23 protein-coding genes are annotated in these 25,757 nt (G+C 72.3%); 8 read left to right on the top strand and 15 right to left on the bottom strand.

Annotated features, from left to right (window positions below):
- Positions 1-81: 81 nt before the first annotated feature.
- From folB to ACFZDL_RS30125, 3 genes are all read left to right on the top strand, one after another.
- Entirely contained in the window at positions 82-441 is a 360-nt protein-coding gene (gene folB, locus ACFZDL_RS30115; RefSeq protein ID WP_353590438.1) for a dihydroneopterin aldolase, read from the top strand.
- Positions 438-1,031: a 2-amino-4-hydroxy-6-hydroxymethyldihydropteridine diphosphokinase gene (gene folK / locus ACFZDL_RS30120; protein ID WP_353590437.1), complete on the top strand. Its 594-nt coding sequence runs from the start codon at positions 438-440 to the stop codon at positions 1,029-1,031. The genes folB and folK overlap by 4 nt, the downstream gene beginning before the upstream one ends.
- Before the next feature lie 90 nt (positions 1,032-1,121).
- A complete protein-coding gene (locus ACFZDL_RS30125) occupies positions 1,122-1,622 on the top strand; it encodes a DUF3180 domain-containing protein (protein WP_353590436.1) in 501 nt (166 codons plus the stop codon).
- 41 nt (positions 1,623-1,663) lie between these two features.
- Here the strand turns inward: ACFZDL_RS30125 and folE are convergent, their stop codons facing one another.
- The 6 genes from folE to dacB all read right to left on the bottom strand — a co-directional run bounded on the left by folE (position 1,664) and on the right by dacB (position 9,300).
- The gene (folE, locus tag ACFZDL_RS30130) at positions 1,664-2,269 is read right to left on the bottom strand and encodes a GTP cyclohydrolase I FolE (RefSeq protein ID WP_353590435.1); all 606 of its coding nucleotides are present in this window, start codon (positions 2,267-2,269) and stop codon (positions 1,664-1,666) included.
- Between the two features lie 156 nt (positions 2,270-2,425).
- Positions 2,426-4,462, bottom strand: coding sequence for an ATP-dependent zinc metalloprotease FtsH (ftsH, locus tag ACFZDL_RS30135; RefSeq protein WP_353590434.1), 2,037 nt, complete (start codon positions 4,460-4,462; stop codon positions 2,426-2,428).
- 255 nt (positions 4,463-4,717) lie between these two features.
- Complete coding sequence (gene hpt, locus ACFZDL_RS30140; RefSeq protein WP_311727226.1) at positions 4,718-5,257, bottom strand: hypoxanthine phosphoribosyltransferase; 540 nt, start codon at positions 5,255-5,257, stop codon at positions 4,718-4,720.
- A gap of 60 nt (positions 5,258-5,317) precedes the next feature.
- On the bottom strand, positions 5,318-6,388 hold the full coding sequence (gene tilS / locus ACFZDL_RS30145) for a tRNA lysidine(34) synthetase TilS (protein ID WP_353590433.1): 1,071 nt from the start codon (positions 6,386-6,388) through the stop codon (positions 5,318-5,320).
- Positions 6,389-6,567: 179 nt separating this feature from the next.
- On the bottom strand, positions 6,568-7,701 hold the full coding sequence (locus ACFZDL_RS30150) for a zinc-dependent metalloprotease (RefSeq protein ID WP_353590432.1): 1,134 nt from the start codon (positions 7,699-7,701) through the stop codon (positions 6,568-6,570).
- 48 nt (positions 7,702-7,749) lie between these two features.
- A complete protein-coding gene (gene dacB, locus ACFZDL_RS30155; protein WP_391192949.1) occupies positions 7,750-9,300 on the bottom strand; it encodes a D-alanyl-D-alanine carboxypeptidase/D-alanyl-D-alanine-endopeptidase in 1,551 nt (516 codons plus the stop codon).
- Between the two features lie 86 nt (positions 9,301-9,386).
- On the opposite strand from dacB, the gene ACFZDL_RS30160 reads away from it, so the two are divergent.
- Complete coding sequence (locus ACFZDL_RS30160; RefSeq protein WP_353590468.1) at positions 9,387-9,881, top strand: inorganic diphosphatase; 495 nt, start codon at positions 9,387-9,389, stop codon at positions 9,879-9,881.
- A gap of 103 nt (positions 9,882-9,984) precedes the next feature.
- Here the strand turns inward: ACFZDL_RS30160 and ACFZDL_RS30165 are convergent, their stop codons facing one another.
- The 3 genes from ACFZDL_RS30165 to ACFZDL_RS30175 form a co-directional block, all read right to left on the bottom strand.
- Positions 9,985-11,691 carry a threonine/serine exporter family protein gene (locus ACFZDL_RS30165; protein ID WP_353590431.1) on the bottom strand — a complete coding sequence of 569 codons (1,707 nt, stop codon included), beginning with the start codon at positions 11,689-11,691 and terminating at the stop codon, positions 9,985-9,987.
- Between the two features lie 183 nt (positions 11,692-11,874).
- Positions 11,875-12,642: a VTT domain-containing protein gene (locus ACFZDL_RS30170; RefSeq protein WP_353590430.1), complete on the bottom strand. Its 768-nt coding sequence runs from the start codon at positions 12,640-12,642 to the stop codon at positions 11,875-11,877.
- A 204-nt stretch (positions 12,643-12,846) separates the two neighbouring features.
- Entirely contained in the window at positions 12,847-13,605 is a 759-nt protein-coding gene (locus ACFZDL_RS30175) for a MerR family transcriptional regulator (protein ID WP_353590429.1), read from the bottom strand.
- A gap of 120 nt (positions 13,606-13,725) precedes the next feature.
- On the opposite strand from ACFZDL_RS30175, the gene leuE reads away from it, so the two are divergent.
- Complete coding sequence (gene leuE, locus ACFZDL_RS30180; protein WP_353590428.1) at positions 13,726-14,412, top strand: leucine efflux protein LeuE; 687 nt, start codon at positions 13,726-13,728, stop codon at positions 14,410-14,412.
- A gap of 159 nt (positions 14,413-14,571) precedes the next feature.
- Positions 14,572-15,996, top strand: coding sequence for a glutamate decarboxylase (locus tag ACFZDL_RS30185; protein WP_353590427.1), 1,425 nt, complete (start codon positions 14,572-14,574; stop codon positions 15,994-15,996).
- Between the two features lie 103 nt (positions 15,997-16,099).
- Here ACFZDL_RS30185 and ACFZDL_RS30190 read toward each other — a convergent pair whose 3' ends face one another.
- The 6 genes from ACFZDL_RS30190 to ACFZDL_RS30215 all read right to left on the bottom strand — a co-directional run bounded on the left by ACFZDL_RS30190 (position 16,100) and on the right by ACFZDL_RS30215 (position 22,376).
- Positions 16,100-17,476, bottom strand: coding sequence for a hypothetical protein (locus ACFZDL_RS30190; protein WP_353590426.1), 1,377 nt, complete (start codon positions 17,474-17,476; stop codon positions 16,100-16,102).
- A gap of 77 nt (positions 17,477-17,553) precedes the next feature.
- On the bottom strand, positions 17,554-18,387 hold the full coding sequence (locus ACFZDL_RS30195) for an ABC transporter permease (RefSeq protein WP_391192955.1): 834 nt from the start codon (positions 18,385-18,387) through the stop codon (positions 17,554-17,556).
- Complete coding sequence (locus ACFZDL_RS30200) at positions 18,384-19,439, bottom strand: ATP-binding cassette domain-containing protein (RefSeq protein ID WP_353590425.1); 1,056 nt, start codon at positions 19,437-19,439, stop codon at positions 18,384-18,386. The genes ACFZDL_RS30195 and ACFZDL_RS30200 overlap by 4 nt, the downstream gene beginning before the upstream one ends.
- Positions 19,440-19,531: 92 nt before the next feature.
- On the bottom strand, positions 19,532-20,209 hold the full coding sequence (locus ACFZDL_RS30205) for a PadR family transcriptional regulator (protein ID WP_353590424.1): 678 nt from the start codon (positions 20,207-20,209) through the stop codon (positions 19,532-19,534).
- Between the two features lie 224 nt (positions 20,210-20,433).
- Positions 20,434-21,093, bottom strand: a complete 660-nt coding sequence (locus tag ACFZDL_RS30210) for a response regulator transcription factor (RefSeq protein WP_353590423.1) — start codon at positions 21,091-21,093, stop codon at positions 20,434-20,436.
- Positions 21,066-22,376, bottom strand: a complete 1,311-nt coding sequence (locus ACFZDL_RS30215) for a sensor domain-containing protein (RefSeq protein WP_353590422.1) — start codon at positions 22,374-22,376, stop codon at positions 21,066-21,068. Before ACFZDL_RS30215 ends, ACFZDL_RS30210 begins: the two co-directional genes overlap by 28 nt.
- Positions 22,377-22,509: 133 nt before the next feature.
- On the opposite strand from ACFZDL_RS30215, the gene ACFZDL_RS30220 reads away from it, so the two are divergent.
- Together ACFZDL_RS30220 and ACFZDL_RS30225 are read left to right on the top strand one after the other, a co-directional pair.
- Positions 22,510-23,268, top strand: a complete 759-nt coding sequence (locus ACFZDL_RS30220) for an ABC transporter ATP-binding protein (RefSeq protein WP_353590421.1) — start codon at positions 22,510-22,512, stop codon at positions 23,266-23,268.
- The gene (locus ACFZDL_RS30225) at positions 23,262-25,733 is read left to right on the top strand and encodes an ABC transporter permease (protein WP_353590420.1); all 2,472 of its coding nucleotides are present in this window, start codon (positions 23,262-23,264) and stop codon (positions 25,731-25,733) included. Before ACFZDL_RS30220 ends, ACFZDL_RS30225 begins: the two co-directional genes overlap by 7 nt.
- Positions 25,734-25,757: the final 24 nt, after the last annotated feature.

The following is a 25,757-nucleotide window of genomic DNA, read 5'->3' on the forward strand; positions in this document are numbered from 1 at the left end:
CCCCCGCCGACGGCGGGGGACGGGTGGTGCGTTCCGGGCAGATCGGACGTGCCCCGACCGACGACAGCAGGAGTGATTCGGGTGGATCGTGTCGCGCTGCGCGGCCTGAGGGCCCGCGGGCACCACGGGGTTTTCCCCCATGAGCGCGAGGAGGGCCAGACCTTCGTCGTGGACCTGGTGCTCGGCCTGGACACCCGGCCCGCCGCGGCCACCGACGACCTCACCAGGACCGTCCACTACGGCGTGGTGGCCGAGGAGGTCGTGGAGGTGGTGGAGGGGGAGCCGGTCGCCCTGATCGAAACCCTCGCCGAGCGGATCGCCGAGCGGTGCCTCAAGCACGAGCAGGTGCGGGAGGTCGAGGTCGTGGTGCACAAGCCGGAGGCCCCGATCACCGTGCCCTTCGACGACGTGACCATCACCATCACCCGGAGCCGAGCATGAGCAGCAGCGACCCGACCGTGCAGCCCGTCCCAGCCTCCGTCGTGGAGCGGGTGGACGCCGCCGATGTGACGTTGTCGAACCCGAAATGGGCGGTGATCTCGCTCGGCAGCAATCTGGGCAATCGCCTGGAGACCCTGCAGGGCGCGGTCGACGCGCTGGAGGACACCCCGGGCCTGCGGGTCAAGGCGGTCTCACCGGTGTACGAGACCGAGCCGTGGGGGGTGGAACCGGGCACCCAGTCGACGTATTTCAACGCGGTGGTGCTGGTCAAGACGACGCTGCCGCCCTCCTCCCTGCTGGAGCGGGGACACGCCATCGAGGAGGCCTTCGAGCGGGTGCGCGACGAGCGCTGGGGCCCCCGGACGCTGGATGTGGACATCGTCACCTACCAGGACGTGATCTCCGACGACCCGGTGCTCACCCTGCCGCACCCCCGCGCCCACGAGCGCGCCTTCGTGCTCGTCCCCTGGCACGACGTGGACCCGGGGGCCGAGGTCCCGGGGCTCGGGGCGGTCTCGCGGCTGCTGGCCGAGGTGGGCCGGGAGGGCGTACAGGCGCGGGCGGACCTGGAACTGCGGCTGCCCGAATAGACGTTGATCCCGTGGATTCCACGATCCCGTGGACTCCACGCGACTGCGTACGATTTCGCGACCACGTACGACTTGAGGGGCGACGGCTCGGTGAGGCAACTTCGGATCAGGGTGCTGGTCGGGCTGTTCGTCGTGGCCGGCGTGGTGTCATGGGCGGGCGCCCGGCTGTGGGACACGCTGGGCTCGCTGCCCAGCGTTCCGGTGGCCGCGCCGATCGTGCTGGCCCTGATCGCGGTCGTGCTGGCCGCGACCGCCCTGTCCCTGCGGGCCCGGCTGCGCGCCCAGCGGGAGCGCCGGCCCGGTGCGAAGGGCGTGGATCCGCTGGTGGCCGCCCGCGCGGTGGTCTTCGGCCAGGCGAGCGCGCTGGTGGCGGCGCTGGTCTCGGGGATGTACGGCGGGGTCGGGGTGTTTCTGCTGCTGGAGCAGTTGGATGTGCCCGCCCGTAAGGACCAGGCGATCTACGCGGCGGCTTCGGTGCTGGCGGGGGCGGCCGTGGTCGCCGCCGCGTTCTTCCTGGAGCGGGTCTGCAGGCTGCCCGAAGACGATGACACTGACACCGGGAACGGGCCGGGCGCGGCGGCCCGGGCGTAGGCCTGCGGCCCTGGGCCGCGGTACGGCCGTCCGGACAGGGCCTAGCGCGCCATGATGAGGCTCATCGCCTCGGCGCGGGTCGCCGGATCACGCAGCTGGCCGCGCACGGCCGAGGTGAGCGTCTTGGCGCCCGGCTTGCGCACCCCGCGCATGGTCATGCACATGTGCTCGCACTCCACCACCACGATCACACCGCGCGGCTCCAGGATTCGCATCAGGGAGTCGGCTATCTGCGTGGTCAGCCGCTCCTGGACCTGCGGGCGGCGGGCGAAGACATCGACCAGCCGGGCCAGCTTGGACAGCCCGGTGATCTTGCCGTCGTTGGACGGGATGTAGCCGACGTGGGCGACGCCCACGAAGGGCACCAGGTGGTGCTCGCACGAGGACATCACCTCGATGTCCTTCACCAGCACCATCTCGTCATGGCCCAGGTCGAAGGTCGTGGTCAGGACCTCCTCGGGCTTCTGCCACAGCCCCGCGAATATCTCCCGGTACGCACGGGCCACCCGCCCCGGCGTCTCCCGCAGCCCCTCCCGGTCCGGGTCCTCGCCGACGGCGATGAGCAGTTCGCGGACCGCCTGCTCGGCGCGCTTCTCGTCGAAGACACCGACGGGGCCCTGGCCGTCCAGCGAGATGGAGTCGGTCATGGAGCTGCCTCGTTCCTCATGCCACCAAAAAACGTCAAACCTGAAAACGCGGATGCCGCGCCCCCCAGGCTAGAACCTGGGGGACGCGGCGTTCATTCCGGGTCGGTATGGGCCACTACGGACCCTGTGCGGGCGCCGATGACGGCCCGCCTCGGGTCAGCTCTCGGGCCCTGCCTCTTCCGGGCGCTCCACACTGTCCTCGGGGGTGGTGGCCTTCGCGAGGCCGGCCGCCGAGGGGGGCTGGGCACCGTTGGCCGGGGCGAGCTCCCGGGGGGAGAGCACCGGCGGGCGGGTGGAGGGCATACGCCGCGAGGAGCCGGTCCATGCCGGGCGGGCCGGGCGCTTGACGATCGGGGCGAAGATCTCGGCGATCTCCTCCTTGTTGAGCGTCTCCTTCTCCAGCAGCGCCAGGACCAGGTTGTCCAGGACGTCGCGGTTCTCGACGAGGATTTCCCACGCCTCGTTGTGCGCGGCCTCGATGAGCTTCTTGACCTCCTCGTCGACCAGCGCGGCGACCTCTTCGGAATAGTCGCGCTGGTGAGCCATCTCACGGCCCAGGAACGGCTCGGAGTTGTCGGAGCCGAACTTGATCGCGCCCAGCCGCTCGGTCATGCCGTACTGCGTGACCATCGCGCGGGCCGTGGCCGTCGCCTTCTCGATGTCGTTGGACGCGCCCGTGGTCGGGTCGTGGAAGACGAGCTCCTCCGCGGCGCGGCCGCCCATCATGTAGGCGAGCTGGTCCAGCATCTCGTTGCGCGTGGTCGAGTACTTGTCCTCGTCCGGCAGGACCATGGTGTAGCCCAGGGCCCGGCCGCGGGAGAGGATGGTGACCTTGTGCACCGGGTCGCTGTTCGGAGAGGCCGCCGCGACCAGGGCGTGACCGCCCTCGTGGTACGCGGTGATCTTCTTCTCCTTCTCGCTCATGATCCGGGTCCGCTTCTGCGGACCGGCCACGACACGGTCGATCGCCTCGTCCAGGAAGTGGTTGTCGATCAGCTTCTTGTCGCTGCGGGCCGTCAGCAGCGCGGCCTCGTTCAGCACATTGGACAGATCGGCACCGGTGAACCCGGGGGTGCGGCGGGCCACGGCGGACAGATCGACGTCCGGCGCGACCGGCTTGCCCTTCTGGTGGACCTTGAGGATCTCCAGGCGGCCCTGCATGTCCGGGCGGTCCACGGCGATCTGCCGGTCGAAGCGGCCCGGGCGCAGCAGCGCCGGGTCCAGGATGTCGGGCCGGTTGGTGGCGGCGATCAGGATGACGCCGCCCTTCACATCGAAGCCGTCCATCTCGACCAGCAGCTGGTTCAGCGTCTGCTCGCGCTCGTCGTGACCGCCGCCCATGCCGGCGCCGCGGTGGCGGCCGACGGCGTCGATCTCGTCGACGAAGACGATCGCCGGGGCGTTCGCCTTGGCCTGCTCGAACAGGTCACGGACGCGGGAGGCACCCACACCCACGAACATCTCGACGAAGTCGGAGCCGGAGATCGAGTAGAAGGGGACACCCGCCTCGCCCGCGACGGCGCGCGCGAGCAGCGTCTTACCGGTGCCGGGCGGGCCGTAGAGCAGCACGCCCTTGGGGATCTTGGCGCCCACGGCCTGGAACTTCGCCGGCTCCTGCAGGAACTCCTTGATCTCGTGGAGCTCCTCGACCGCCTCGTCGGCCCCGGCCACGTCCGCGAACGTCGTCTTCGGGGTGTCCTTGGTGATCAGCTTGGCCTTCGACTTGCCGAAGTTCATCACCCGGGAGCCGCCGCCCTGCATCTGGTTCATCAGGAACAGGAAGACCACGACGATCAGCACGAACGGGAGCAGCGACAGCAGGATCCCGACGAACGGGTTCTGCTTCGAGGTCGAGACGTTGTACCCGTCCGGGATCCCACCCTGCTTCTGGGCATTGGCCTGCAAGGTCCGGGCAATGTCGAGGCCCTGGTCACCGATGTAGGTGGCCTGGAGCTTCCTGCTGCCCGAGATCTTAGCGACGTTGTCCTTGAGCTCGATCTTGATCTTGTGCTCGTCGCCGGTCGTCAGCTCGGCGGACTGGACCTGGTTCCTGTTGATCGCCTTGACGACCTGGCTGGTGTCCACCGACTTGTAGCCGCCGGACGAGCCGACGACCTGCATCAACACGACCACGGCGAGGACGGCCAGCACGATCCACATGACCGGCCCACGGAAGTAGCGCTTCACGTCCATCCATACGGGGCGATGCCGCCCCGTCCCTCCTGCCACAGTGAGGCACGGCAGCCCTGGAGGGGCGCCTGTGCATGCGGTGTATTGCGGTGTATTTGCGGTGTATGAGCTGTGTAATCCTCAGTCTCAAAAAAGACTGACCTTCGGACGGTACCCCAGCATTGTCACCCGACGCCGCCGTGGACTGTTAACAAATCCGCCTTCCCCTGCTCCAACGGCGGGAAACCGCGCCAGGTTCCCGAAGGCCCCGGAAGGGGCTCAGCCGCCGTACACGTGCGGGGCGAGCGTGCCGACGAAGGGCAGGTTGCGGTACTTCTCGGCGTAGTCGAGGCCATAGCCGACGACGAACTCGTTGGGGATGTCGAATCCGACCCATTTCACGTCGATGGCGACCTTGGCCGCCTCCGGCTTGCGCAGCAGGGTGCAGACGTTCAGCGAGGCGGGCTCGCGCGAGCCCAGGTTGGACAGCAGCCACGACAGGGTCAGGCCGGAGTCGATGATGTCCTCGACGATCAGGACGTGCTTGCCCTTGATGTCGGTGTCCAGGTCCTTGAGGATGCGGACCACGCCGGAGGACTGGGTGCCCGCGCCGTACGAGGACACGGCCATCCAGTCCATGGTGACCGGGGTGGACAGGGCGCGTGCCAGATCCGCCATGACCATCACCGCGCCCTTGAGGACCCCGATGATCAGCAGGTCCTTGCCCGCGTACTCCGCGTCGATCTTGGCGGCCAGCTCGGCCAGCTTCGCGTTGATCTCTTCCTCGGTGATGAGGACCGACTTCAGGTCGGTGCCCATGTCCTTGTCGTCCACCCGCGCCACTCTCGTTAGGGTTACCGGCTTCACTGGCTGGGCGGGTCAGCCCTGCCGGATGACCAGTCTGCCACCCTCCCGGCGGACCTCCACGCGGCCGGGGAGATTGAGCGCCCGCTGGCCGCGCCAGCCGGTGATCAGCCGGTCCACCTCTTCGATGTGGCGGGCGAAGAGCGAACCGGCGGGGGCGCCCGCGGCGATCGCGGCGCGGCGCAGCACCCGGCGGCGGACGGCGGGGGGCAGCGCGTGCAGCCCGACGGCGTCGAGTTCGACGGCGTCGGGTTCGGCCGGGGCCTGGCCGCCGGCCGGGGCGGCCCCGGAGGGCAGTACGTCGGTCCGCACCTCCGCCTCCGCCCGGGCGGCCCAGGCGTCGAGGGCGTCGGCGTCGTCACGGGAGAGCTGGGCGGTGCGGGCGAGCGCCTCGACGACGCCCTTGCCGAGGGCCTTCTCCAGGATGGGCAGCGCCTCGTGGCGGACCCGGGAGCGGGTGTACGCCGGGTCCACGTTGTGCGGGTCGTCCCATACGGGCAGCGACTGGGCCAGGCACGCCCGGCGGACGGTCTGCCGGTCCAGCCGCAGGAAGGGGCGGCGGTAGCGCCCACCCGCCCCGGAGACCTGCGCCATACCGGACAGCGAGCGGATGCCGGAGCCGCGGGCCAGCCCCAGCAGGACCGTCTCGGCCTGGTCGTCGCGGGTGTGGCCGAGCAGCACGGCGACCGCGCCATGCCGCTCGGCGGCTGCGTCGAGGGCGGCGTAGCGCGCGTCACGGGCGGCGGCCTCGGGGCCACCGCCCCGGCCGACGGACACGGCGACGCACTCGACCGGCTCAAGACCGAGCAGCCGCAGCCGCTCGGCGACCTCGGCGGCGCGCACATCGGAGCCGTCCTGCAGGCCGTGGTCGACGGTGACCCCTCCGGCGCGCACCCCGAGCTTGGGGGCCTCGAAGGCGAGGGCCGAGGCGAGCGCCATGGAGTCGGCGCCGCCGGAGCAGGCGACGAGCACCAGCGGCGCGAGGGGGGCGGGGGCGGGGGGCGAGGTCGAGAAGTCGACGAGTACGTCGTGGAGGACGCGGCGGACCGCCAGGCGTATCGCGGCGACCGCTGGATGGGGACCCATGTCCGTTTCCCATCTGTCGTTCGAGGGGGTGCCTCGGGGGCCGTTACGAGGATGTCGTCACACAGAGCTCGTCACGCAGAGTATGTCGATGGTGACAGAAGCGGGGTGTTCCCCGAGCATCGCACGCCTACCCGTCGCTCACGGTCCCTCGGACGGGTGATTAAGAGGGCATGGCGCTCCTACGGCTCCGTCCTGCGGTGCACCCGCGCGACCCAGTCCGCGGGTTTGCTGATCTCCGATTTGGTCGGAAGCGTGTTCGGCGAGGTCCAGACCCGGTTGAAGCCGTCCATCCCGACCTGGTCCACGACGGACCGCACGAACCGCTCCCCGTCCCGGTACTGCCGCAGCTTGGCGTCGAGCCCCAGCAGCTTGCGCAGCGCCTGGTCCAGCCGGCCCGCGCCGCTGGCCCGGCGCTTCTGGAACTTCTCGCGGATCTCCGCGACGGACGGCACCACCTCGGGCCCCACCCCGTCCATCACATAGTCCGCGTGCCCCTCCAGCAGCGACATCACGGCGGTCAGCCGACCCAGGATCTCCCGCTGGGCCGGGGTCTGCACCAGTTCGATGATGCTGGGCGTGCCGCCGTCCCCGTCGCCGTCGGACTCCGGGCGGCCGCCGCCCAGCGACTGCACGGCCTCGCGGAACCGCTCCAGGAGGGTGGCCGGGTCCACCTCGGTCTCGCCGAGGAAGGCCTGGATCTCGGACTCGATGTGGTCGCGCAGCCAGGGCACCGCGGTGAACTGCGTACGGTGCGTCTCCTCGTGCAGACACACCCACAGCCGGAAGTCGTGCGGGGCGACGTCCAGCTCGCGCTCGACATGCACCACGTTCGGCGCGACCAGCAGCAGCCGCCCGCCGCCCGCGGAGGCCGGCAGCTCGCGGCTGGGCGGCGCGAAGGTCTCGTACTGGCCGAGCACCCGGGAGGCCAGGAAGGACAGCAGCATCCCCAGCTCCACCCCGGTGACCTTGCCGCCGACCGCCCCGAGCACCGCGCCGCCCGGCAGCCCGCCGCGACGCTCCTGCATCTTGCCCAGCAGTGGCTTCAGCACCTCGCGGAAGCCCGCCACATTCGCCTTGATCCAGCCCGACCGGTCCACGACGAGGACCGGGGTGTCCGAGCCGGGTCCGCCCGCCGGGGCCATTCGGGTGAAGGCCCGGACGTGCTCCTCCGACGACTTGGCGTACCGGCGCAGCTCCGCGACGACGGCCCGCGCCTCGTCCCGGCTCACGTCGGGGCCCGGCCGCACCAGCCGGGTCGCGGTCGCGACCGCGAGGTTCCAGTCGACCATCTCCGCACCACCGATGCTCGTCATGGCTTCACGGTACGTGGCGCGCGGTCCATCCGGGAGGCGACGAGGGCATCAGCGGCAACCGCAGTTCGCGAGTGCGGACGCCATGCGGTCCAGCGCGCGCTGCGCGCCCTGGGGGTCGGTGGTTCCGTTCGTCATGAACGCGAAGGCCAGAAGGCGGCCGTCCGCGTCGACGACGGTGCCCGCGAGCGTGTTGACGCCCGTCAGGGTCCCGGTCTTCGCGCGGACCACGCCACGGCCGACCGCCTCCTGCGCGTAGCGGCCGCGCAGCGTCCCGGTGAAGCCGGCCACCGGCAGGCCGGTGAGGACCGGGCGCAGCTCGGGGTGGTCGGGGTCGGCCGCGCGCACCAGGACCTGGGCGAGCAGGGCCGCGGACACGTGGTCGGCGCGGTCCAGGCCGCTGCCGTCGGCGATACGGGCGCCCGACAGCGGCAGCCGGAGCTTGTCCAGCCGGTCCATGACGGCCCGCCCCGCGCCCTCGAAGCCGGCGGGTTCGCCGGAGGCGATGGCCGTCTGCCGGGCGAGGGCTTCGGCGATGTCGTTGTCGCTGTAGGTCAGCGCCCGCTCGACCAGGGCGGACAGCGGCTGGGAGCGGACGGTGGCGAGCCGCCGCGCATCCTTCCCGGCCTTCACGGACCGCGGCTCACCCTTCACGTCGATCCCGCGGTCGCGCAGCATCGTGGCGAACGCCTCCGCCGCGTCGGCGGCGGGGTCTTGGGAGCGCGGGGCCGGGCCGTGGTCGCTGTCGTCCAGGCGGCCCTCGTCGACCATGAGGGGGGTGACGGGGGAGATGTTCTCGTTGGGGCCGATCGGGTGCAGGACCGGGCCGGAGTAGAGCGAGGTGTCGTAGCCCAGACGGACGCTCTCGGTGCCGCTCTTCTCGAGCGCGGCGGCGGTTCTGTCGGCCAGCTTGCGCAGGCTGGCCGGGGCGCCGGCGCCCTTGGTGGCGCGGGCGGTGAGGGTGGGGTCGCCGCCGCCGACCAGCACGATGCGGTCCTTGTCCTTGCCCTCGGCACCGCCTTCGGGGGCGACGACGGTGGTCTCGATGCGGTGGTCGGGTCCGAGGGCGGAGAGCGCGGCGACGCCGGTCGCCAGCTTGATGATCGAGGCGGGCACGGCCCGGGCGTCCGCCTGCGTCCCGTACAGCTGCCGCCCGGTCGCCGCGTCCACGACGGACACCGAGCGCGGCTTGCCCAGCGCCCCGTCGTCCAGAAGCGGCTCCAGCGCGTCGGCCAGGCCCGCCCCGCTGGGCTGCGGGACCGCGTCGTCGCCGCTGTCCGGGGAGGGCGCGACGGCGGCCGTGCCCAGGGGGGCCAGCACCGGCGCGGCGCTGGGCGCGGACCGCGAGGGGGCGCCGCCGTGACGCTCACCACCTGTGCCCGGACTCCCGGCGGCGCGGGCCCGCTCGGCCGTACGCTGCCCGGAGTCCCACGGCCCGGCCGCGAACACCGACGCGACCGCCACCACCAGGCCGACGACGGCGGAGATCGCCGACAGTCGCCACGTCAGCCGCTGCTCCACCGTGGCGCTCCGCCACCGGCCCGTGGCGCTCTGCCACCGGCTCTGCCACCACCTGACCTGCCACGATCTGGCTTCAGGCACGTCGGACCAGCCCCTTTCGCCACCACACACCTGCGTGGGGGACACTTAATCACCAGACGTATGTGTTGATCATGGAGGAGCCACCCGTGGAGTTCGACGTCACCATCGAGATCCCGAAGGGTTCGCGCAACAAGTACGAGGTGGACCACGAGACGGGGCGCATCCGTCTCGACCGTCGACTCTTCACTTCGACCAGCTACCCGGCTGACTACGGCTTTGTGGAGAACACCCTCGGCGAGGACGGCGACCCGCTGGACGCACTCGTCATTCTGGACGAGCCGACCTTCCCCGGCTGCCTGATCACGTGCCGTGCGATCGGCATGTTCCGGATGACGGACGAGGCGGGCGGCGACGACAAGCTGCTGTGCGTGCCCGCGTCCGACCCGCGGGTCGAGCACCTGCGTGATATTCACCACGTTTCGGAGTTCGACCGCCTGGAGATCCAGCACTTCTTCGAGGTCTACAAGGACCTGGAGCCGGGCAAGTCGGTCGAGGGGGCCAACTGGGTGGGACGCGCCGAGGCCGAGGCCGAGGTCGAGGCGTCCATGAAGCGCCTGGAGGCCTCGGGCGGGGCCCACTGACGGGACTTTGAGGGTTTGACCAAGGGCGGGCCGGTCTTCCGGCCCGCCCTTTGTTGTGCGCCGGGGGTCTGTTGTGCGCGGGGTGTCTGTCGTGCGCGGGATGTCAGAAGCCGCGGGTGCGCTTGGCGGCGCGGCGGCCCGATGCCTCGGCCTCGGGCCGCGGGGCCTTCAGGAACAGGCGCGCGGCCTCGTTGCCCAGGTTCACCCCGATGGCGATGGCCAGGGCCAGCGCCACCGCCTGGGTGAGGTGGGCGATACCGCGGTCCAGATTGCCCTGGGCCAGCGCCAGCAGGCCGAAGTACGTGGCGCTACCGGGCAGCAGCGGCCCGATGGCCGCCGTGACGTACGGCAGCGCGGACGCGTAGCGGTAGCGGGACAGCATCTGCCCGAAGAGACCCACCAGCCCGGCGGCGACCGTCGTGGCGGCGACCGCGGGGACGCCCGCGGTGTCGTGCAGCGCTCCGTAGACGACCCAGGCCACCCCGCCGTTGAGGGTCGCGAACAGCAGGGTGTGACGTTCCTGCTGGAGCAGGATGGAGAAGGTCAGCGCGAGCAGCATCGCCGCGACGATCTGCACCACTGGCCGGTCGACCTGGCGCCAGGTCGCCTCCGGGTTGAGCTTCGCGTCCAGCTGGAGCCCCCCGTACAGCACGGTCAGCACGCCGCACACGATCCCGACGATCAGATACGCGACCTCCAGGAGCCGGGCCGCGGCGGTGATGTAATAGCCGGTCAGCCCGTCCTGCACGCCCGCCACCAGCGCACGCCCGGGTATCAGCGCGAACAGGCCACCGGTGATCACCGCGGAGGACTGCAGCCCCACCCCGGCCAGGCTGAGCGCGACGCCCATCGCGGCGGGCGGCATCGCCGCGGCCACGAACTGGTAGAACTCCGGCAGCCCGCGCCCCGAGGCCAGCCAGGCCAGCCGGTCGCCGAGCATCGCGCCGACGGCCGCCACGAAGAAGACCGGCCAGTCGCCGCCGACCAGCATGCTCGCCGCGCCGGCCAGCGCTCCGCCGGCCACGGTGAGCGCCCACCCGGGGTAGGGGTGGCGGTTGCGGCGGATCTCGGCGAGGCGGCGGTAGGCCTCCTCCAGGGTGAAGTCGTCGCTGGAGGTGATGTCGTCGACCAGGCGGAAGACGGCCGACAGCCGGGTGTAGTCGGTGCCCCGGCGGCGTACGGTGCGGCTGGCGGTGACCGGGTCGTCGACGAGCGAGGGCTGGTAGCTGACCGAGAGCAGGGTGAAGGTGACGGTCGGCTCGCAGCGGTCGAGCCCGTACGCGTGCGCCACGCCGAACATCGCCGCCTCGACGTCCTCGGCCCCCTCCCCGCCCGCGAGCAGCAGCTCGCCGATGCGCAGGGTCAGGTCCAGCACGCGCGGCACGGCGGGCCCCGCCTCGTCCTGCCGCTCCTGGCGCTCGGGCGCCGGGCGCTCGCTGATCGGCATGCGCAGCATGGTGCGCATCCGGTCCTGCCAGGGGGCTTCCTTGGCGAGCTGGACGACGGGGATGCCGTTGGGCGGGGTGAACGCCAGGACGTTCGCGGCCTGGGCGGCCTGCGGACCGGTCTTGACCCCGGCGGGCGGTACGAACGCCGAGCCCTCGGTGTCGCCGGAGGGCTCGGGGGCCAGCCCCTCGGGGACGGCGAACTCGGAGGTGGGGTGGTCGTCCTCGGGCACGGGCGGCAACGGCATGCCGAGCGGCGGCGTGAAGGCGCTGTGCGCCTCGTCCGACTGCGGCTTGCGGCTCCCCGCTCCCTCCGATTCCGGCACGCTCACACCGCGCTGACCGCGCTGTCGTTCGGACCCCACGTCGCTTCGCTCCTCACCCGCCTTTTGCACGTGTGTACCCCGGCCACCATGCACCATGGCGGCCATCGAGCCCATTGTGCGGGTCGATGGCCGCCATCCGAAGGGTGGGGCGGTGGGAAGCGGGGGTGCGTGGGGCCTGTGGGGGCTGTGGGTGTGGGGATGGTGGGCGGGGGCCGCCGGGCGTCAGCGCTTGGCGTGGCGGCCGCGCGGCGCCGGGCCCGAGGGCTGCTGCGCCTGGTAGCGCGCCTCGGGGCCGGTCCCCGGCGCGGTCGGGCCCGCCGCGGGGCCCTGGGCGCCCGTCGGCTCCGCCGGGCCCGACGCGGCTTCCTTCTTGGCCTTGCCGCGGGCGCGGAGGAACTCGATGGCGATCGGGATCACCGACAGCAGGACGATGCCGACCAGGATCAGCTCGATGTGGGCGTGGACGAAGTCGACCTTGCCCAGCGCGGCCCCGAGCAGGGTGACCCCCACGCCCCACGCGATGCCGCCGATGATGTTGAAGATGATGAAGGAGCGGTAGTTCATCCGGCTCACGCCCGCGATGATCGGCGTGAACGTGCGCACGATGGGCACGAAGCGGGCCAGGATCAGCGACTTGGGCCCGTGCTTCTCGAAGAACTCGTGGGCCTTCTCCACGTTCTCCTGCTTGAAGAGCTTGGAGTCCGGGCGGCGGAAGAGCGAGGGGCCGACCTTCCGGCCGAAGAGGTACCCGACCTGGTCACCGATGACCGCGGCGGCGGCGACGCCGACGCAGACCAGCCACAGATCCTGCTTGATCACGTCCGTGGTGACCAGCAGGCCCGTGGTGAACAGCAGCGAGTCACCCGGCAGGAAGAAGCCGATGAGCAGGCCGGACTCCGCGAAGACGATCGCCAGGACGCCGAGCAGGCCGAAGGTTTCGATGAGGTAGTCGGGGTCCAGCCAACTGGGGCCGAGCGCGAGAGTGGTCACGGGTGACAGGCTCCTGGGTCGAGGGGTGCAGGCTCGTGCGAGGCCCGGCCGCAGGGTGGGGGCGGACAGGGTGGGGTCTTCACAGTGTGCCGCCCAAAGCTATCAACGCCGTGTGCGTGCCCTCGGTTCCCGCTGTCCGTACGCCCCGGACCCACCAGGGCGAGGCGTACGGCGCGGCGGGCGGGCCAGGCCCCTGTCCGGGACCTAGCCGTGGCGGGCGGTGTTGGCCGCGATGGCGTCGCGCAGGAATTCGGCGGCCCCGGGCCGGATCGAGTCGTAGAACTCCCGGAACCGCTCGTCGGTCACATACGTCTCGCCGATCCCCCGGTGGATCTCGAAGGTGCACTCGTAGAACCACGTGGAGATGTGGCGCCGGTGCTCCTCGGCCATGTCCATCGCCCGCTCGCCGGAGGCCGGCTCGCCCTCCTCCATGAGCGCGGCGAACCGGGTGCTCCAGTCGGCGACCTCGGCCTGTATCTGCCGCCAGTCCTCCTTGGTGTAGCCGGCCGTGCGCCGCTGGGTCTCGGCGTACGTGTCGGTGCCGCCCCAGCGCCGCTCGGCCTCCTCCGCGTAGGCCTCGGGGTTCTTGGACCCGAAGAGCTCGAACTTCTCCTCGGGCGTGAGGTTGATGCCCATCTTCCGTGCCTCCATGGCGTGTTCGACGGCGGCGGCCATCTTCCGGAGCCTTTCGATCCGCTCGGTCAGCACGGCGTGCTGACGCCGCAGGTGCTCCTGCGGATCCACGTCCGGGTCGTCCAGCAGGACCGCCACCTCGTCGAGCGGGAAGCCGAGCTCCCGGTAGAACAGGATCTGCTGGAGCCGGTCCAGGTCGGCGTCGTCGTAACGCCGGTGCCCGGCCCGGCTGCGGGCGCTCGGGCTCAGCAGCCCGATCTCGTCGTAGTGGTGCAGGGTGCGCACCGTGATCCCGGCGAAGCCCGCCACCTGTCCCACGGAGTAGCTCATGGCCCGTCCGCTCCTTCCTCGGTACGCGCTCCACGGTGCGCCCTCACGTGACGTGAGGTGCAAGTCCGCATCCCGGAAACCCGCGGGGAGATGTCCGGGGTGCCTGGCATCCTGCCTGTTGTGCTGGGGATAACAGATCTTTCGACGTATCTGGCGGGTCTCGCCCTGATCATTCTGCTGCCGGGGCCGAACTCGCTGTATGTGGTCTCCGTCGCCGCCCGCAGCGGCGCGCGCACCGGCTACCGGGCGGCGCTGGGCGTGGTGTGCGGGGACACGGCGCTGATGGTGCTGTCGGCGGGCGGCGTGGCCTCGCTGCTGCAGGCGAGCCCGGCGCTCTTCGCCGTGGTGAAGTTCACCGGCGCCGGCTATCTGAGCTGGCTCGCGGTGGGCATGCTGCGCGGGGCGTGGCGGCTGTGGCGCACCCGGGGCTCGCACGGGGACGAGGGCCCGGACGGCCTTGCGGCGGCCGGGGCCGAGGCCGGGGGTGACGGCGCGAAGGCGGCGGAGCGGCCGTACCGCAAGGCGCTGGTGATCAGCCTGCTGAACCCGAAGGCGATCCTGTTCTTCATCTCTTTCTTCGTGCAGTTCGTGGACCCGGACTACGCCCACCCGGCGCTGTCCTTCGTGGCGCTGGGCGCCTGGGTGCAGCTGTTCAGCCTCACGTATCTGTCGGTGCTCATCTTCACCGGCGCGCATCTGGCGGCGGCCTTCCGGCGGCGGAAGCGGCTGACCGCGGGGCTGTCGGCGACGGCGGGAGCGGCGTTCCTGGGGTTCGCGGTGAAGCTGTCGCTGAGCAGCGCGGGGTAGCGGCGCGGGGTAGCGGCGCGGGGCGCGAGGGAGGAGCGGGGGGGGCGATGGGGGTGCCGCGGGGGGCGCGGCGCGGGAGCGGGATATTCGACCGATATGCCCGTATTGTCGCCAGGGTCAGCCGACGGCTCTCATAGGACTGAGGGGATTGGGCGGCCCATGACGCTCCACACGGGCAGGCACGGCAAGCGGGACCAGGAGGGGCGGCGGCGCAACGTTGCCGTCAACCCCCTCTACGGGGCCGCCGACCCGGTCGGCGGCATGGCCGACGAGGTGCCGCGCAACCGGCTGCCCGACGGCCCGATGGCGCCCGCCACCGCCTATCAGCTCGTACACGACGAGCTGATGCTGGACGTCAACGCCCGGCTCAACCTCGCCACCTTCGTCACCACCTGGATGGAGCCGCAGGGCGACCAGGTGCTGTTCGAGTGCCGCGACAAGAACATGATCGACAAGGACGAGTATCCGCGCACCGCCGAGCTGGAGCGGCGCTGTGTCGCGATGCTGGCCGATCTGTGGCACGCCCCCGACCCGGACTCGGTGATGGGCTGTTCCACCACCGGTTCCAGCGAGGCGTGCATGCTCGCCGGAATGGCCTTCAAGCGGCGCTGGGCCAAGCGCAACGCGGAGCGCTACCCGAAGACGGCCCGGCCCAATCTGGTCATGGGAATCAACGTCCAGGTCTGCTGGGAGAAGTTCTGCAACTTCTGGGAGGTCGAGGCGCGCCAGGTGCCCATGGAGGGCGACCGGTTCCACCTCGACCCCCAGGCGGCCGCCGACCTGTGCGACGAGAACACCATCGGTGTCGTCACCATCCTCGGGTCCACCTTCGACGGCTCGTACGAACCGGTCGCGGAGGTTTGCGCGGCGCTCGACGACCTACAGGAGCGCACCGGACTGGACATCCCGGTCCATGTGGACGGCGCGTCGGGCGCGATGGTGGCGCCCTTCCTCGACACGGACGTGGTGTGGGACTTCCGGCTGCCCCGGGTCGCCTCCATCAACACCTCCGGGCACAAGTACGGCCTGGTCTGCCCCGGTGTGGGCTGGGCGCTGTGGCGCACGGCCGAGAACCTCCCCGAGGAGCTCGTCTTCCGCGTCAACTATCTGGGCGGCGAGATGCCGACCTTCGCGCTGACCTTCTCCCGGCCCGGCTCCCAGGTGGCCGCCCAGTACTACACCTTTCTGCGGCTGGGGCGGGAGGGCTACCGCGCCGTGCAGCAGAGCACGCGGGACGTGGCGCGCTCGCTGGCCGGGCGGATCGAGGCGCTGGGCGACTTCAGGCTGCTGACGCGCGGGGACGAACTGCCGGTCTTCGCCTTCACCACGGCCGAGGGCGTGCGGAACTTCGATGTGTTCGATGTGTCGCGGCGACTGCGCGAACACAACTGGCTGGTCCCCGCCTACACCTTCCCGCCCAACCGGCAGGACCTGTCCGTGCTGCGGGTGGTGTGCCGCAACGGCTTCTCGATGGACCTCTCCGACCTCTTCCTGGAGGACCTGGAGACGCTGCTGCCCGAACTGCGCCGCCAGTCCGAGCCGCTGGGCCGGCCCGAGAGCCTGGCCACGGCCTTCCACCACTGAGCCGGGCCGGGTCCGGGGCGCGGCTGCGGGCCGTACGCATCCGGCCGTCGACGCCTATTCGTCGATGCCTGCCCGTCGGCGCCTGCCCGTCGGCGCCCGGCCGTCAGCCCGTCTGCGAGGTCTCCTGCAAGATCTCGGCCCTGCGCCGGACCGCGTCCAGGGCGCCGGGCCTGCGGCCGGGCACCCGGCCGCGCAGCGATATCAGGAACGGGGCGAGGGAGCGGGCCCTGGCCGGGTCCTGGACGTACTGCCACTGGTGGTGGGCCCGGTCCACCGCCGCTTCGACGTCCGGGGCGTCGGCGGCCTCGCCGTTGCCCAGCCTGGCGTCGGCCACCGACATCCACAGCTCGCAGGCGCGGGCGGGATCGTCGGCCAGGCGCGCGAGGTCGGCCCGTACCTCCAGCCAGTGGATGGCCTCGCCGGAGCGCGGACCGGCCGAGCGAAGGGCCTCCTGCTCCCAGGCCGCCGCCATGGAGGCTGCCTCGCTGTGCCGCCCGGCGTGCGCGGCCTCCAGGATCGCGGCGTGCGGATCCGGCATGAACGCGGGCGGCGGGGTCCGTTCCCACGCGACGGGCGGGGGCGGCAGCGCGGCGATGGGCTCGGGCGCCGGCACGTCCGGGAGGCGGTCCTGCGGGCGGGGCGGCGGGTCGTCAGCCCCCTCCGTCGCCGTCTCCGTCGCCGTCTCCACCTGCGGCGCGCCATCCGCAACGCGCGTCACTTCGCCGTTGACGCCGACGGCCTGGGGCTGGTGCGGGAGGCCCGCGAGAGCGGCCGCCGAGGCGTCGGCATGGACGGCGGACCCGTCGAACAGCAGCTCCGGGCCGCCGCCGAGCCCCGCCTCGGCGACCGCCAGCTCGTGCAGCACCGCGAACGACGCGTCCTCGGCGGCGCCCCTCAAGGCCGCGGCGTACGCCCGGCTGTAGAGCGGTGCCGCCGTCCGCCGCTTGGGCGGGGCGGGGGCGAGCGAGCCGTAGAGGGTGAGCCCGGCCGCCAGCAGCCGCCCGGCCAGGACGGGGTCGGCCGACAGCCGCGGCCACGCCGTCTCGTCGGCCACCAGGTCGACGAGCACCGTGGTGCTGCCCGCCGGCCGCCGCGCGAGCTCGGCCGCCAGCCAGTGCCACGGCAGCGCGGTGTAGCGGGCGGTCCTGGCCGTCGTACGGGCCAGCGCGAAGTGCGGCAGCCGCTGCTTGGCGTCGAAGGTGAGCTGACCCGCCAGATAGATCAGCACCGGCCCCTCATGGGCGGCCGCGGTCCGCAGATGCGTCAGCACCGTCTGCGGATCGGCCGGATCGACCAGCTGTACGACGCTCGCCCCGTTCGCGGTCCCCAGCAGCGCGGCGGGCGGTACGGCCGCGAGCTGGTGCAGTGCCCCGGCCGCGTCCATCAGCCGCTGTCTGCCGCCCGGGGCGGCGGCGACGAGCAGGGCGTAACCGACCCCGCCCGTCGCCCTCGCGCCCGTGTCCCCCCTGTCGTTCACCATGTCAGCACCGTATCCGGATCCACCCACGACGAGTGATGGTGTGGCTCACGCGGCATTCGGGCGTGTCTGGACTCGTTTCAGCGGCTGAGGTTCTTGTAACGGCCCACAGCCAAGGGGAAGAAGACCGCCAGCAGCGCCAGCGGCCAGCACAGCGCCAGCAGTTGGGCGTGTTCCACGGGCCAGGAACCGCCGCCGGGGCCCGCGGGCCCGAACAGCTCGCGGACCGCGGTGGCCGTCGCCGACATCGGGTTCCAGTCCGCGATCGCGCCGAGCCAGCCCGGCATGGACTCGGGCGAGGCGAAGACGTTCGACAGGAACCCGAGCGGCCAGATCAGGACCTGCACCGCCTGCACCATCTCGGGCCGTCCGGCCACCATGGCGAGGTGGATGCCGAGCCACAGCATGGCGAAGCGCAGCAGGAGCAACAGCCCGACCGCGGCCAGCGCGTCCCCGGGGCCGCCGTGCCAGCGCCAGCCCATCGCGAGCCCGGTCCCGATGAGGACCAGCAGCCCCAGCCCCGACTGCACCATGTCCAGGGCGCTGCGGCCGACCAGCACCGCCGAGGGGGCGATCGGCATGGACCGGAAGCGGTCGATGACGCCCTTGTTGAGGTCCTGGGTGACGGCGATCATGGTGGACTCGAGGCCGAAGGCCATGGTGAGGGCGAGCATGCCCGGCACCAGGTACTCCTTGTAGTCGCCGCCGCCCGGGACGGTCATGCCGCCGCCGAGGAAGTAGGCGAACATCAGCAGCACCATCACCGGGAAGACCAGGCCGACGACCAACTGGGCCGGCTGCCGCGCCCAGTGGGCGAGACCGCGCCGGGTCATGGTCCATGAGTCGGTGGCCGCCCGGCCGAGGCGGCCCCGGGGGGCCGTGGTGTGGGTCGCGGGGTGTGTCGCGGTGGTCATGCGGCCGCGTCCTCCTCGGTGCGGGTGCTGTTGGTCTCTGTGCTGTCGGTTTCCGTGCTGTCGGGTTTCGTGCTGTCGGTTTCCGTGGTGTTGGCGCGCTCGCCGGTGAGGTGCAGAAAGACCTCGTCGAGGGTGGGGCGGCGCAGTGCGATGTCCTCCGCTTCGATCCGAGCCGCCGCCAGGGCCCGTACGGCCTCGGTGAGCGCGGTCATCCGGTCGGTGACCGGCGCGCTGATCCGCCGGGTGTCGGGGTCGGTCTCGACGGCTCCGGCACTGGCGCGGGCCGCGGTGGCGATCAGCGAGGCGGCGGCGTCCAGTTGGCCGGTGTGGCGCACCACCACCTCGATCCGGTCCCCGCCGAGCCGGGCCTTGAGCTCGTCCGCGGTGCCCTCCGCGATCACCCGGCCGGTGTCGATCACGGAGACGCGGTCCGCGAGCTGGTCGGCCTCCTCCAGGTACTGGGTGGTGAGCAGCACGGTGGTGCCGCCACCGACCAGCGACCGGACCGCGGCCCACACCTCCGCGCGGCCGCGCGGATCGAGTCCGGTGGTCGGCTCGTCCAGGAACAGCACCCTGGGGCGGGTGATCAGGCCGGCCGCCAGGTCCAGCCTGCGCCGCATGCCTCCGCTGTACTGGCTGACCGGTTTGCGGCCGGTGTCGGTGAGTCCGAACCGCTCCAGGAGCTCGTCGGCGCGGCGCGCGGCCCCGCGGGCTCCCAGGTGGTAGAGGCGGCCGAACATCTCCAGGTTCTGCCGTCCGCTGAGGCCCTCGTCCAGGGCCGCGTGCTGGCCGAGGAGTCCGATGCGGTAGCGGACCTCGTCGGGGTGGCGCAGCACGTCGTATCCGGCGACCTCCGCGCGCCCGCCGTCGTGGCGCAGCAGCGTGGAGAGGATCCGTACGGAGGTGGTCTTGCCCGCGCCGTTGGGGCCCAGCAGGGCATGGACCGTGCCGTACGGGACGGTCAGGTCGAGCCTGTCGAGCGCCGGCCGGCCTCGGTATGCCTTCCGCAGTCCCTCGACGACGATGGCGGATTCGCCATGGCTGTCGGCCAAGGTCTTCCCCTTCCCCTCATTGAGCCAGTAATCAAATTTGACTACTCGGAGGCGGGAAAGGTACTTCCCGACGGGAGACTAGTCAAACTTGATTAGCGAGCGTTCCGCTCGGCCTCGGTGTCGTCCTCGCCGCTCGGAGGCGCACATGGGTCCTCGGCTCCGACCACGCTCTCCACACTGTTCATCAGCACATCGACCGAGCGCTTCCCCTCACCCGCCATGACATACGCCCCGCCTTCCAGCCGCTCGATCAGGCCGCGCGTCCACTGCGCCCCGCTGTCGGCCGAGTGCACCCAGAGCTTCATGATCTCGCCGATGTGGCCCCAGGCGTCGGGCGCGGCCTCCGGCGGCATCCAGTGCGCGGTGACCGTGGCCCGCCACTCCTCCAGGGTCGCGACCCGCTCCTTCAGCAAGGAGATCGCCTCGGCACGCGGAAGGTCGACGATGAAGCCGACCCCGGCCGTCAGCTCGTCGATCTTCTGATCATGGCGCACCAGCGCCTCGCGGAGCAGCCGGAAGTACTCCTCCTCCCCCGCGTCGGTCAGCTCGTACTCGGTGCGCGGCGGGCCGCCGGCCGTGCTCGGCGCGACGTCATGAGCGACCATCAGGCCTTGCTTGGCCATCTGTTTGAGCGCGTGGTAGATCGATCCGGGCTTGGCGTTGGACCACTCGTGAGCGCCCCAGAACTCCAGGTCGTTACGGACCTGGTAGCCATGAGCCCGCCCGTGCTGGCGCACCGCCCCCAGCACCAGCAGCCGGATCGCTGACATCGCCCGCCTTCTCTCCCTGCCGGACCCCTCCGAGAGCCCGCCACTGTCCAGGCTCACACTTTCCCTTGGGGGAACTGTAGTGACGCGCGGTGGCGTGTCGTCCGCCGGAGTCGTATATGGGTACGGCGCGTGGATCGAACACGTGACACCGGCGAGGTGCTTTCCCGGCCGCCCGGGCCCCGCAGAGTTCGGGGTGGCCCCGCGGAGTCCGGAGAGGACAGGGCCTACGCCCGCAGGAACGCCAGGACCGCGAGGACACGGCGGTGGGTGTCCTCGCCGGGGGGCAGATCGAGCTTGCCCAGGATGTTGCCGATGTGCTTGCCCACCGCGGCCTCGGAGACGACCAGCTCACGCGCGATGGCCGCGTTGGACTTGCCCTCGGCCACCAGGGCCAGCACCTCCCGCTCACGCGAGGTGAGGCGCTCCAGGGGGTCTCGCCGACGGCGGAACAGCTGGCGCACGACCTCCGGATCGACGACCGTGCCGCCGTCGGCCACCCGGCGCAGCGCGTCCATGAACTCCTCGACCTGCCCGACCCGGTCCTTGAGCAGATAGCCCACCGCCGTGCCGTCGCCGGAGTCCAGCAGCTCGGTCGCATAGGTCCGCTGCACATACTGGCTCAGCACGAGGATCGGCTGCCCCGGCCGCTCCTTGCGCAGGGCGACCGCTGCCCGCAGCCCCTCGTCGCTCTGCCCCGGCGGCATCCGCACATCGGTGACCACCAAGTCCGGGGAGTGTTCGGCGACCGCGGCCCGCAGCGCGGGAGCGTTGCCGACGGCCGCGGCGACCTCGTGCCCGAACCGGGCCAGCAGCCCCACCAGCCCCTCGCGCAGCAGCACACTGTCCTCAGCCAGGACTAGCCGAAGACTTCGATCGGCTCGCACGGTATCTCCACGCTCAGAATCGTCGGCCCGCCGGGCGGGCTGGAAAGCCTCAGTGTCCCATCGAGAGCGGCCACCCGGTCGGACAGCCCGGTCAGCCCGCTGCCCCCCGCCCGGCCCCCCGAGCCACCCGTCAGCAGGACCGCGCCGCCCACCCCGTCGTCCACGACGGACACGAACAGCGAGCCCTCCCGTATCTCGGCCCCGACCTCGGCCAGCCCCGCACCGCTGTGCTTGGCGACATTGGCCAGCGCCTCGCAGACCACGAAGTACGCGGCTTTCTCGACCGCTTCGGGGAGCCGCCCCAGCCCCGAGGCGTTCACCAGCACGGGGATCGGCGAACGGTCGGCGGCGTCCTCCAGCGCCGCACCCAGGCCCCGGTCGGCCAGCACCTGGGGGTGTATCCCATGAATCAGCTCCCTCAGCTCCGCCAGCACCTTGCCCGCCTCGTCATGTGCCTTGGCGAGCTGATCGGCCAGCGGCCCCGGCGGGGCGTCCAGCCGCGCCAGGCCCAGCGTCATGGTGAGCGCCACCAGCCGCTGCTGGGCGCCGTCGTGCAGATCCCGCTCTATGCGCCGGCGCTCCGCCTCGAAGGCGTGCACAAGCCGGGCCCGCGACCGGGCCACTTCCCCCAGCTCCTCGCGCAACTCGCCCTCGGGGCCCACGAGGAGCAGTTGGGCGAAGGCGGCGCGCAGTCCGGCGAAGACTCCCAGACAGTAGAGGCCCACCGGCAACAGCAGCGCGCCCCCGACGGACCACGCGGACGCCTCGGGATAGGAGGTGACCGACCAGTACTTGAGGACCTGGGCCTGGCCGCCGCCGTCCAGGGCCAGCAGGATCGGAGTGGCCATCATCGCCAGGGGCGCCCCCAGCGCGCCCAGCAGGGCGAACGCGTCCGCCATCCACAGGCCGAAGGCGAACAGCACCGTGTAAGCCAGCTCGTACCAGGTCGTCCGCTCCTGATACCGCACGCGCGCCCAGGCGAGGAGCCCCGGCTCGTCCGGTGTGCGGTGCGGGTTGCGGGCCGGGCTGTTGTCCACCAGCCGCAGCCGGCGGCGCTCGATCGCGCCGACCGGCACCCCGGCCAGCCCCAGCGCGGCCAGCACCACCAGCCCGATCACGACGATCGTCAACACCCCGCCGACCAGGGCGAAGACGACGATGCCAAGCAGCGCGAGCAGCCCGACGGGCGCGCTGCTCAGCAGATACAGCACCGCGCGCCAGGGCCAGGCGGTTCGCAGATAGCCGGGCTGATACAGCGCCTGCCGGACATTTCGTGTGGACATGCGAGAACGGTACGGTCCGGCGACCCCCCGCCACAGTCGGTCCAGTAGGCGTCTTGGGGGTATGGCTGGCCATACCCCGGGACTATGCCCAGTGGTCGTGAACGGGCGGGCCGGAGCCGGTTGTCTGGAAGGCATGACACGAACTGATCTGGACACCGCGGCGATCCGGCTCTCGCGGGTGAGCCGGCGCTATGACTCAGGCTCCGGCGCGGACGGGGTGACGGCGCTCGACGATGTCAGCCTCTCCTTTCCCGCGGGGAGCTTCGCCGCGGTCATGGGCCCCTCCGGCTCCGGCAAGTCCACGCTCCTGCAGTGCGCGGCGGGCCTGGACCGGCCCGATTCCGGCTCGGTGTCGATCGGAGGCACCCCGCTGGAAGGGCTGAGCCAGACCCGGCTGACGCGGCTGCGCCGGGAGCGGATCGGCTTCGTCTTCCAGTCCTTCAATCTGCTGCCCTCGCTGACCGCCGCGCAGAACGTGGCCCTGCCGCTGCGGCTGGCCGGCCGCGCCCCCGCGCGCGCGGAGATACAGGGGGCGCTGGCCCGGGTGGGGCTGGCTGACCGGGCCGGGCACCGGCCCGGTCAGCTGTCGGGTGGCCAGCAGCAGCGTGTGGCGCTCGCCCGCGCCCTGATCACCCGGCCCCAGGTGCTGTTCGGCGACGAGCCGACCGGCGCCCTGGACTCCGCCACCAGCCGCGATGTGCTGCGGCTGCTCCGGGAGCTGGTCGACGCCGAGCGGCAGACGGTCGTCATGGTCACCCACGACCCGGTGGCCGCCTCCTATGCCGACCGGGTGGTCTTCCTCGTCGACGGGCGGGTGAGCGGAGAGCTCCAGCGGCCGACCGCCGAGCAGGTGTCCGCCCGGATGACGCGGCTGGAGACGATCCCGTGCTGAGGATGACGCTCGGCGGTCTGCGGACCCGGTGGACCACCCTCGTCGGCACGTTTGTCGCGCTGGGCCTCGGGGTCGCCCTGATCGCCACCATGTGCCTGGCCCTGGCCTCCACCCTGGACGCCCCCCGGCGGGGCCCCGAGCGGTTCGCCGCCGCGCCGGTGGTGGTGCGCGGCGCCGACACCCTCACCGTCCCCGTACGGCGCGGGCCGGACACGGAGAAGGTCTCGGCGCCCCTGGCCCACCCCCGCCCGGTGCCTCCCGCGCTGGTGGCACGGCTCGGGCGGCTGGGCCCGGTGACACCGGACCGCACCTTCCCCGTGCGCTCGGCCGCGCTCCCCCAGGGCACCGTCGGCCACCCCTGGTCCGCCGCGTCCTTCACCCCGTACCGGCTGACCGCAGGACGGGCGCCGGAGAAGGCCGGGGAGGTGGTCGTCGCGGGGAGCGGGGCGAAGGTCGGCGACCGGATCGGCGTGGGCACCGCCTCGGGAAAGCAGACCCGCGTCGTGGTGGGCACGGCTCCCAGGACGACCTTCGAGAGCGCGGTGTTCTTCACCGACGAGGAGGCGGCCCGTCTCTCGCCCCGGATCGACGCGCTGGTGGTGCGCGCCCCCGCGGCCGCCGTGCGCGAGGCGGTGGCGGGCACGGCCGGGGTGCGGGTCCTCACCGGCGATGACCGGCGTCGGGCCGACCCCGACCCGGACCGCGACAGCCGGGCCCTGCTTACGGTCAACGCGCTGCTCGGCACGGCGGCCGGGGTGACCGGCTTTGTCTCCGTCTTCGTGGTCGCCTCCACCTTCGCCTTCGCGGTGGCCCAGCGCCGCCGGGAGTTCGGCCTGCTGCGCATGGCGGGGGCCACCCCCGGCCAGCTCAGACGGGTGGTGCTCGCGGAGGCCGCGGTGGTGGGGGTGCTCGCCTCGGCCGCGGGCTGCGCGCTGGGGACCTGGGGCGCGCCATGGCTCGCGCGCCGGCTGGTGGAGGGCGGGGTGGCGCCCGAGTGGTTCACTGTCGACGATCACTTCTGGCCGCTTCCCGTGGCCTTCTCGACCGGCCTGCTGGTGGCGCTCGCGGGGGTGTGGGCCGCGGCGCGCCGCGCCGGGAGGGTCGAGCCGGCCGAGGCGCTGCGCGAGGCCGCCGTGGACAGCCGGACGATGCCGCTCATCCGTCGGCTGCTGGGCGCCGGGCTGCTGCTGGCCGGGGTGGCGACGCTGGGGTGGACGCTCGCCCACGATCCGGGAGGACTGCTCAAGCGGAAGACCTACACCACCGAGCCCATGGTGCTGATCACCGCGGTCGGCCTGCTGGCGCCCCTGCTGGCCCGGCCGGTGGTGCGGGCGCTGGGCCATCTGCCGGCCCGGCTGCCGGGCGCGACGGGGATGCTGGCCCGGGAAAGCGCCTCGGCCGGGGTGCGGCGGACCGCGTCCGTGACCGCGCCGGTGCTGATCACGGTCGCGCTCACCGGGTCCCTGCTGGGCGCTGCCGCGACGGTGAGCCAGGCGAAGGCGGCCGAGCTTCGCGCCCAGACCCGCGCCGACTTCGTGATCACCGCGGGGGCGGGCTCCGAGGGCCTGAGCGCGAGCGCGGTGGGGCGGGTGTCCGCTGTCCCCGGAGCGCTGGCGTCCGCGTCCGCGACCACCGCCGTGTTCGCCCGTGACGGCGAGTCGGCGCTGGTCGAGTCATCGGCGCGGGCGGTGGATCCGGCACGGCTCGCGGCCGTCGGGCGGCTGCCCGTGGTCTCCGGCTCCCTCCGTGACCTGGACGACCGGGGCATCGTGGTGAACGAGGAGTGGGAGCGGCCCACGGTCGGCCGCCGGGTCACCGTCTGGCTGGGCGACGGCCGGAAGGCGACGCTGCGGATCGTCGCCGTCCTGCGCACCGGCACCGGCGACAACGGCGCGTATGTCACCTGGCGAAACGCGCGCGGCGCGGCGTCGGACCGGATCGAGGTGCGGCTGCGGCCCGGGGCGGACGCGGCCGCCGTCGCCGAGGGGTTGCGGGCCGCGGTGCGGCCGGAGGGCGGGCGGGTGCTCACCCGGGACGCCTGGGTGGCGGCCGTCCATCCCCGGACGAGTCCGCAGACCCGGCTGGGCCTGCTGGTGGTGGTCGGTATCGCCCTGGTCTACGCGGGCATAGCGCTTGCCGGCACGCTGGTCATGGCCACCTCCGACCGAATACCCGAGCTGAGGGCGCTGCGGCTGGCCGGGGCCACCACGTTCCAGGTGCTGCGGGCCGTCGCGGCGGAGGCGGTGCTGACCGTGGCCGTGGGCGCGCTGCTCGGGGCGGCGGTGGCCGGGGTCCAACTGCTCGGGCTGTGGGGTGCGCTGGGGCGGCTGTCGGTACCGGCCTCGCCCACGGTGCCCTGGGACGCGGTGGGCGCGGCGGTGGCCGCCTGCGCGCTGCTGGCGGTGGTCTCCTCCGTCCTGCCCGCCTGGTGCGCGCTGCGGCCCCGGCTCACCCCTCGGCGATGAGCCGGCCGCTGCCCGATGGGCTAC

It is taken from the genome of Streptomyces sp. NPDC007917 (genome assembly GCF_042959105.1).
Lineage (GTDB): Bacteria > Actinomycetota > Actinomycetes > Streptomycetales > Streptomycetaceae > Streptomyces.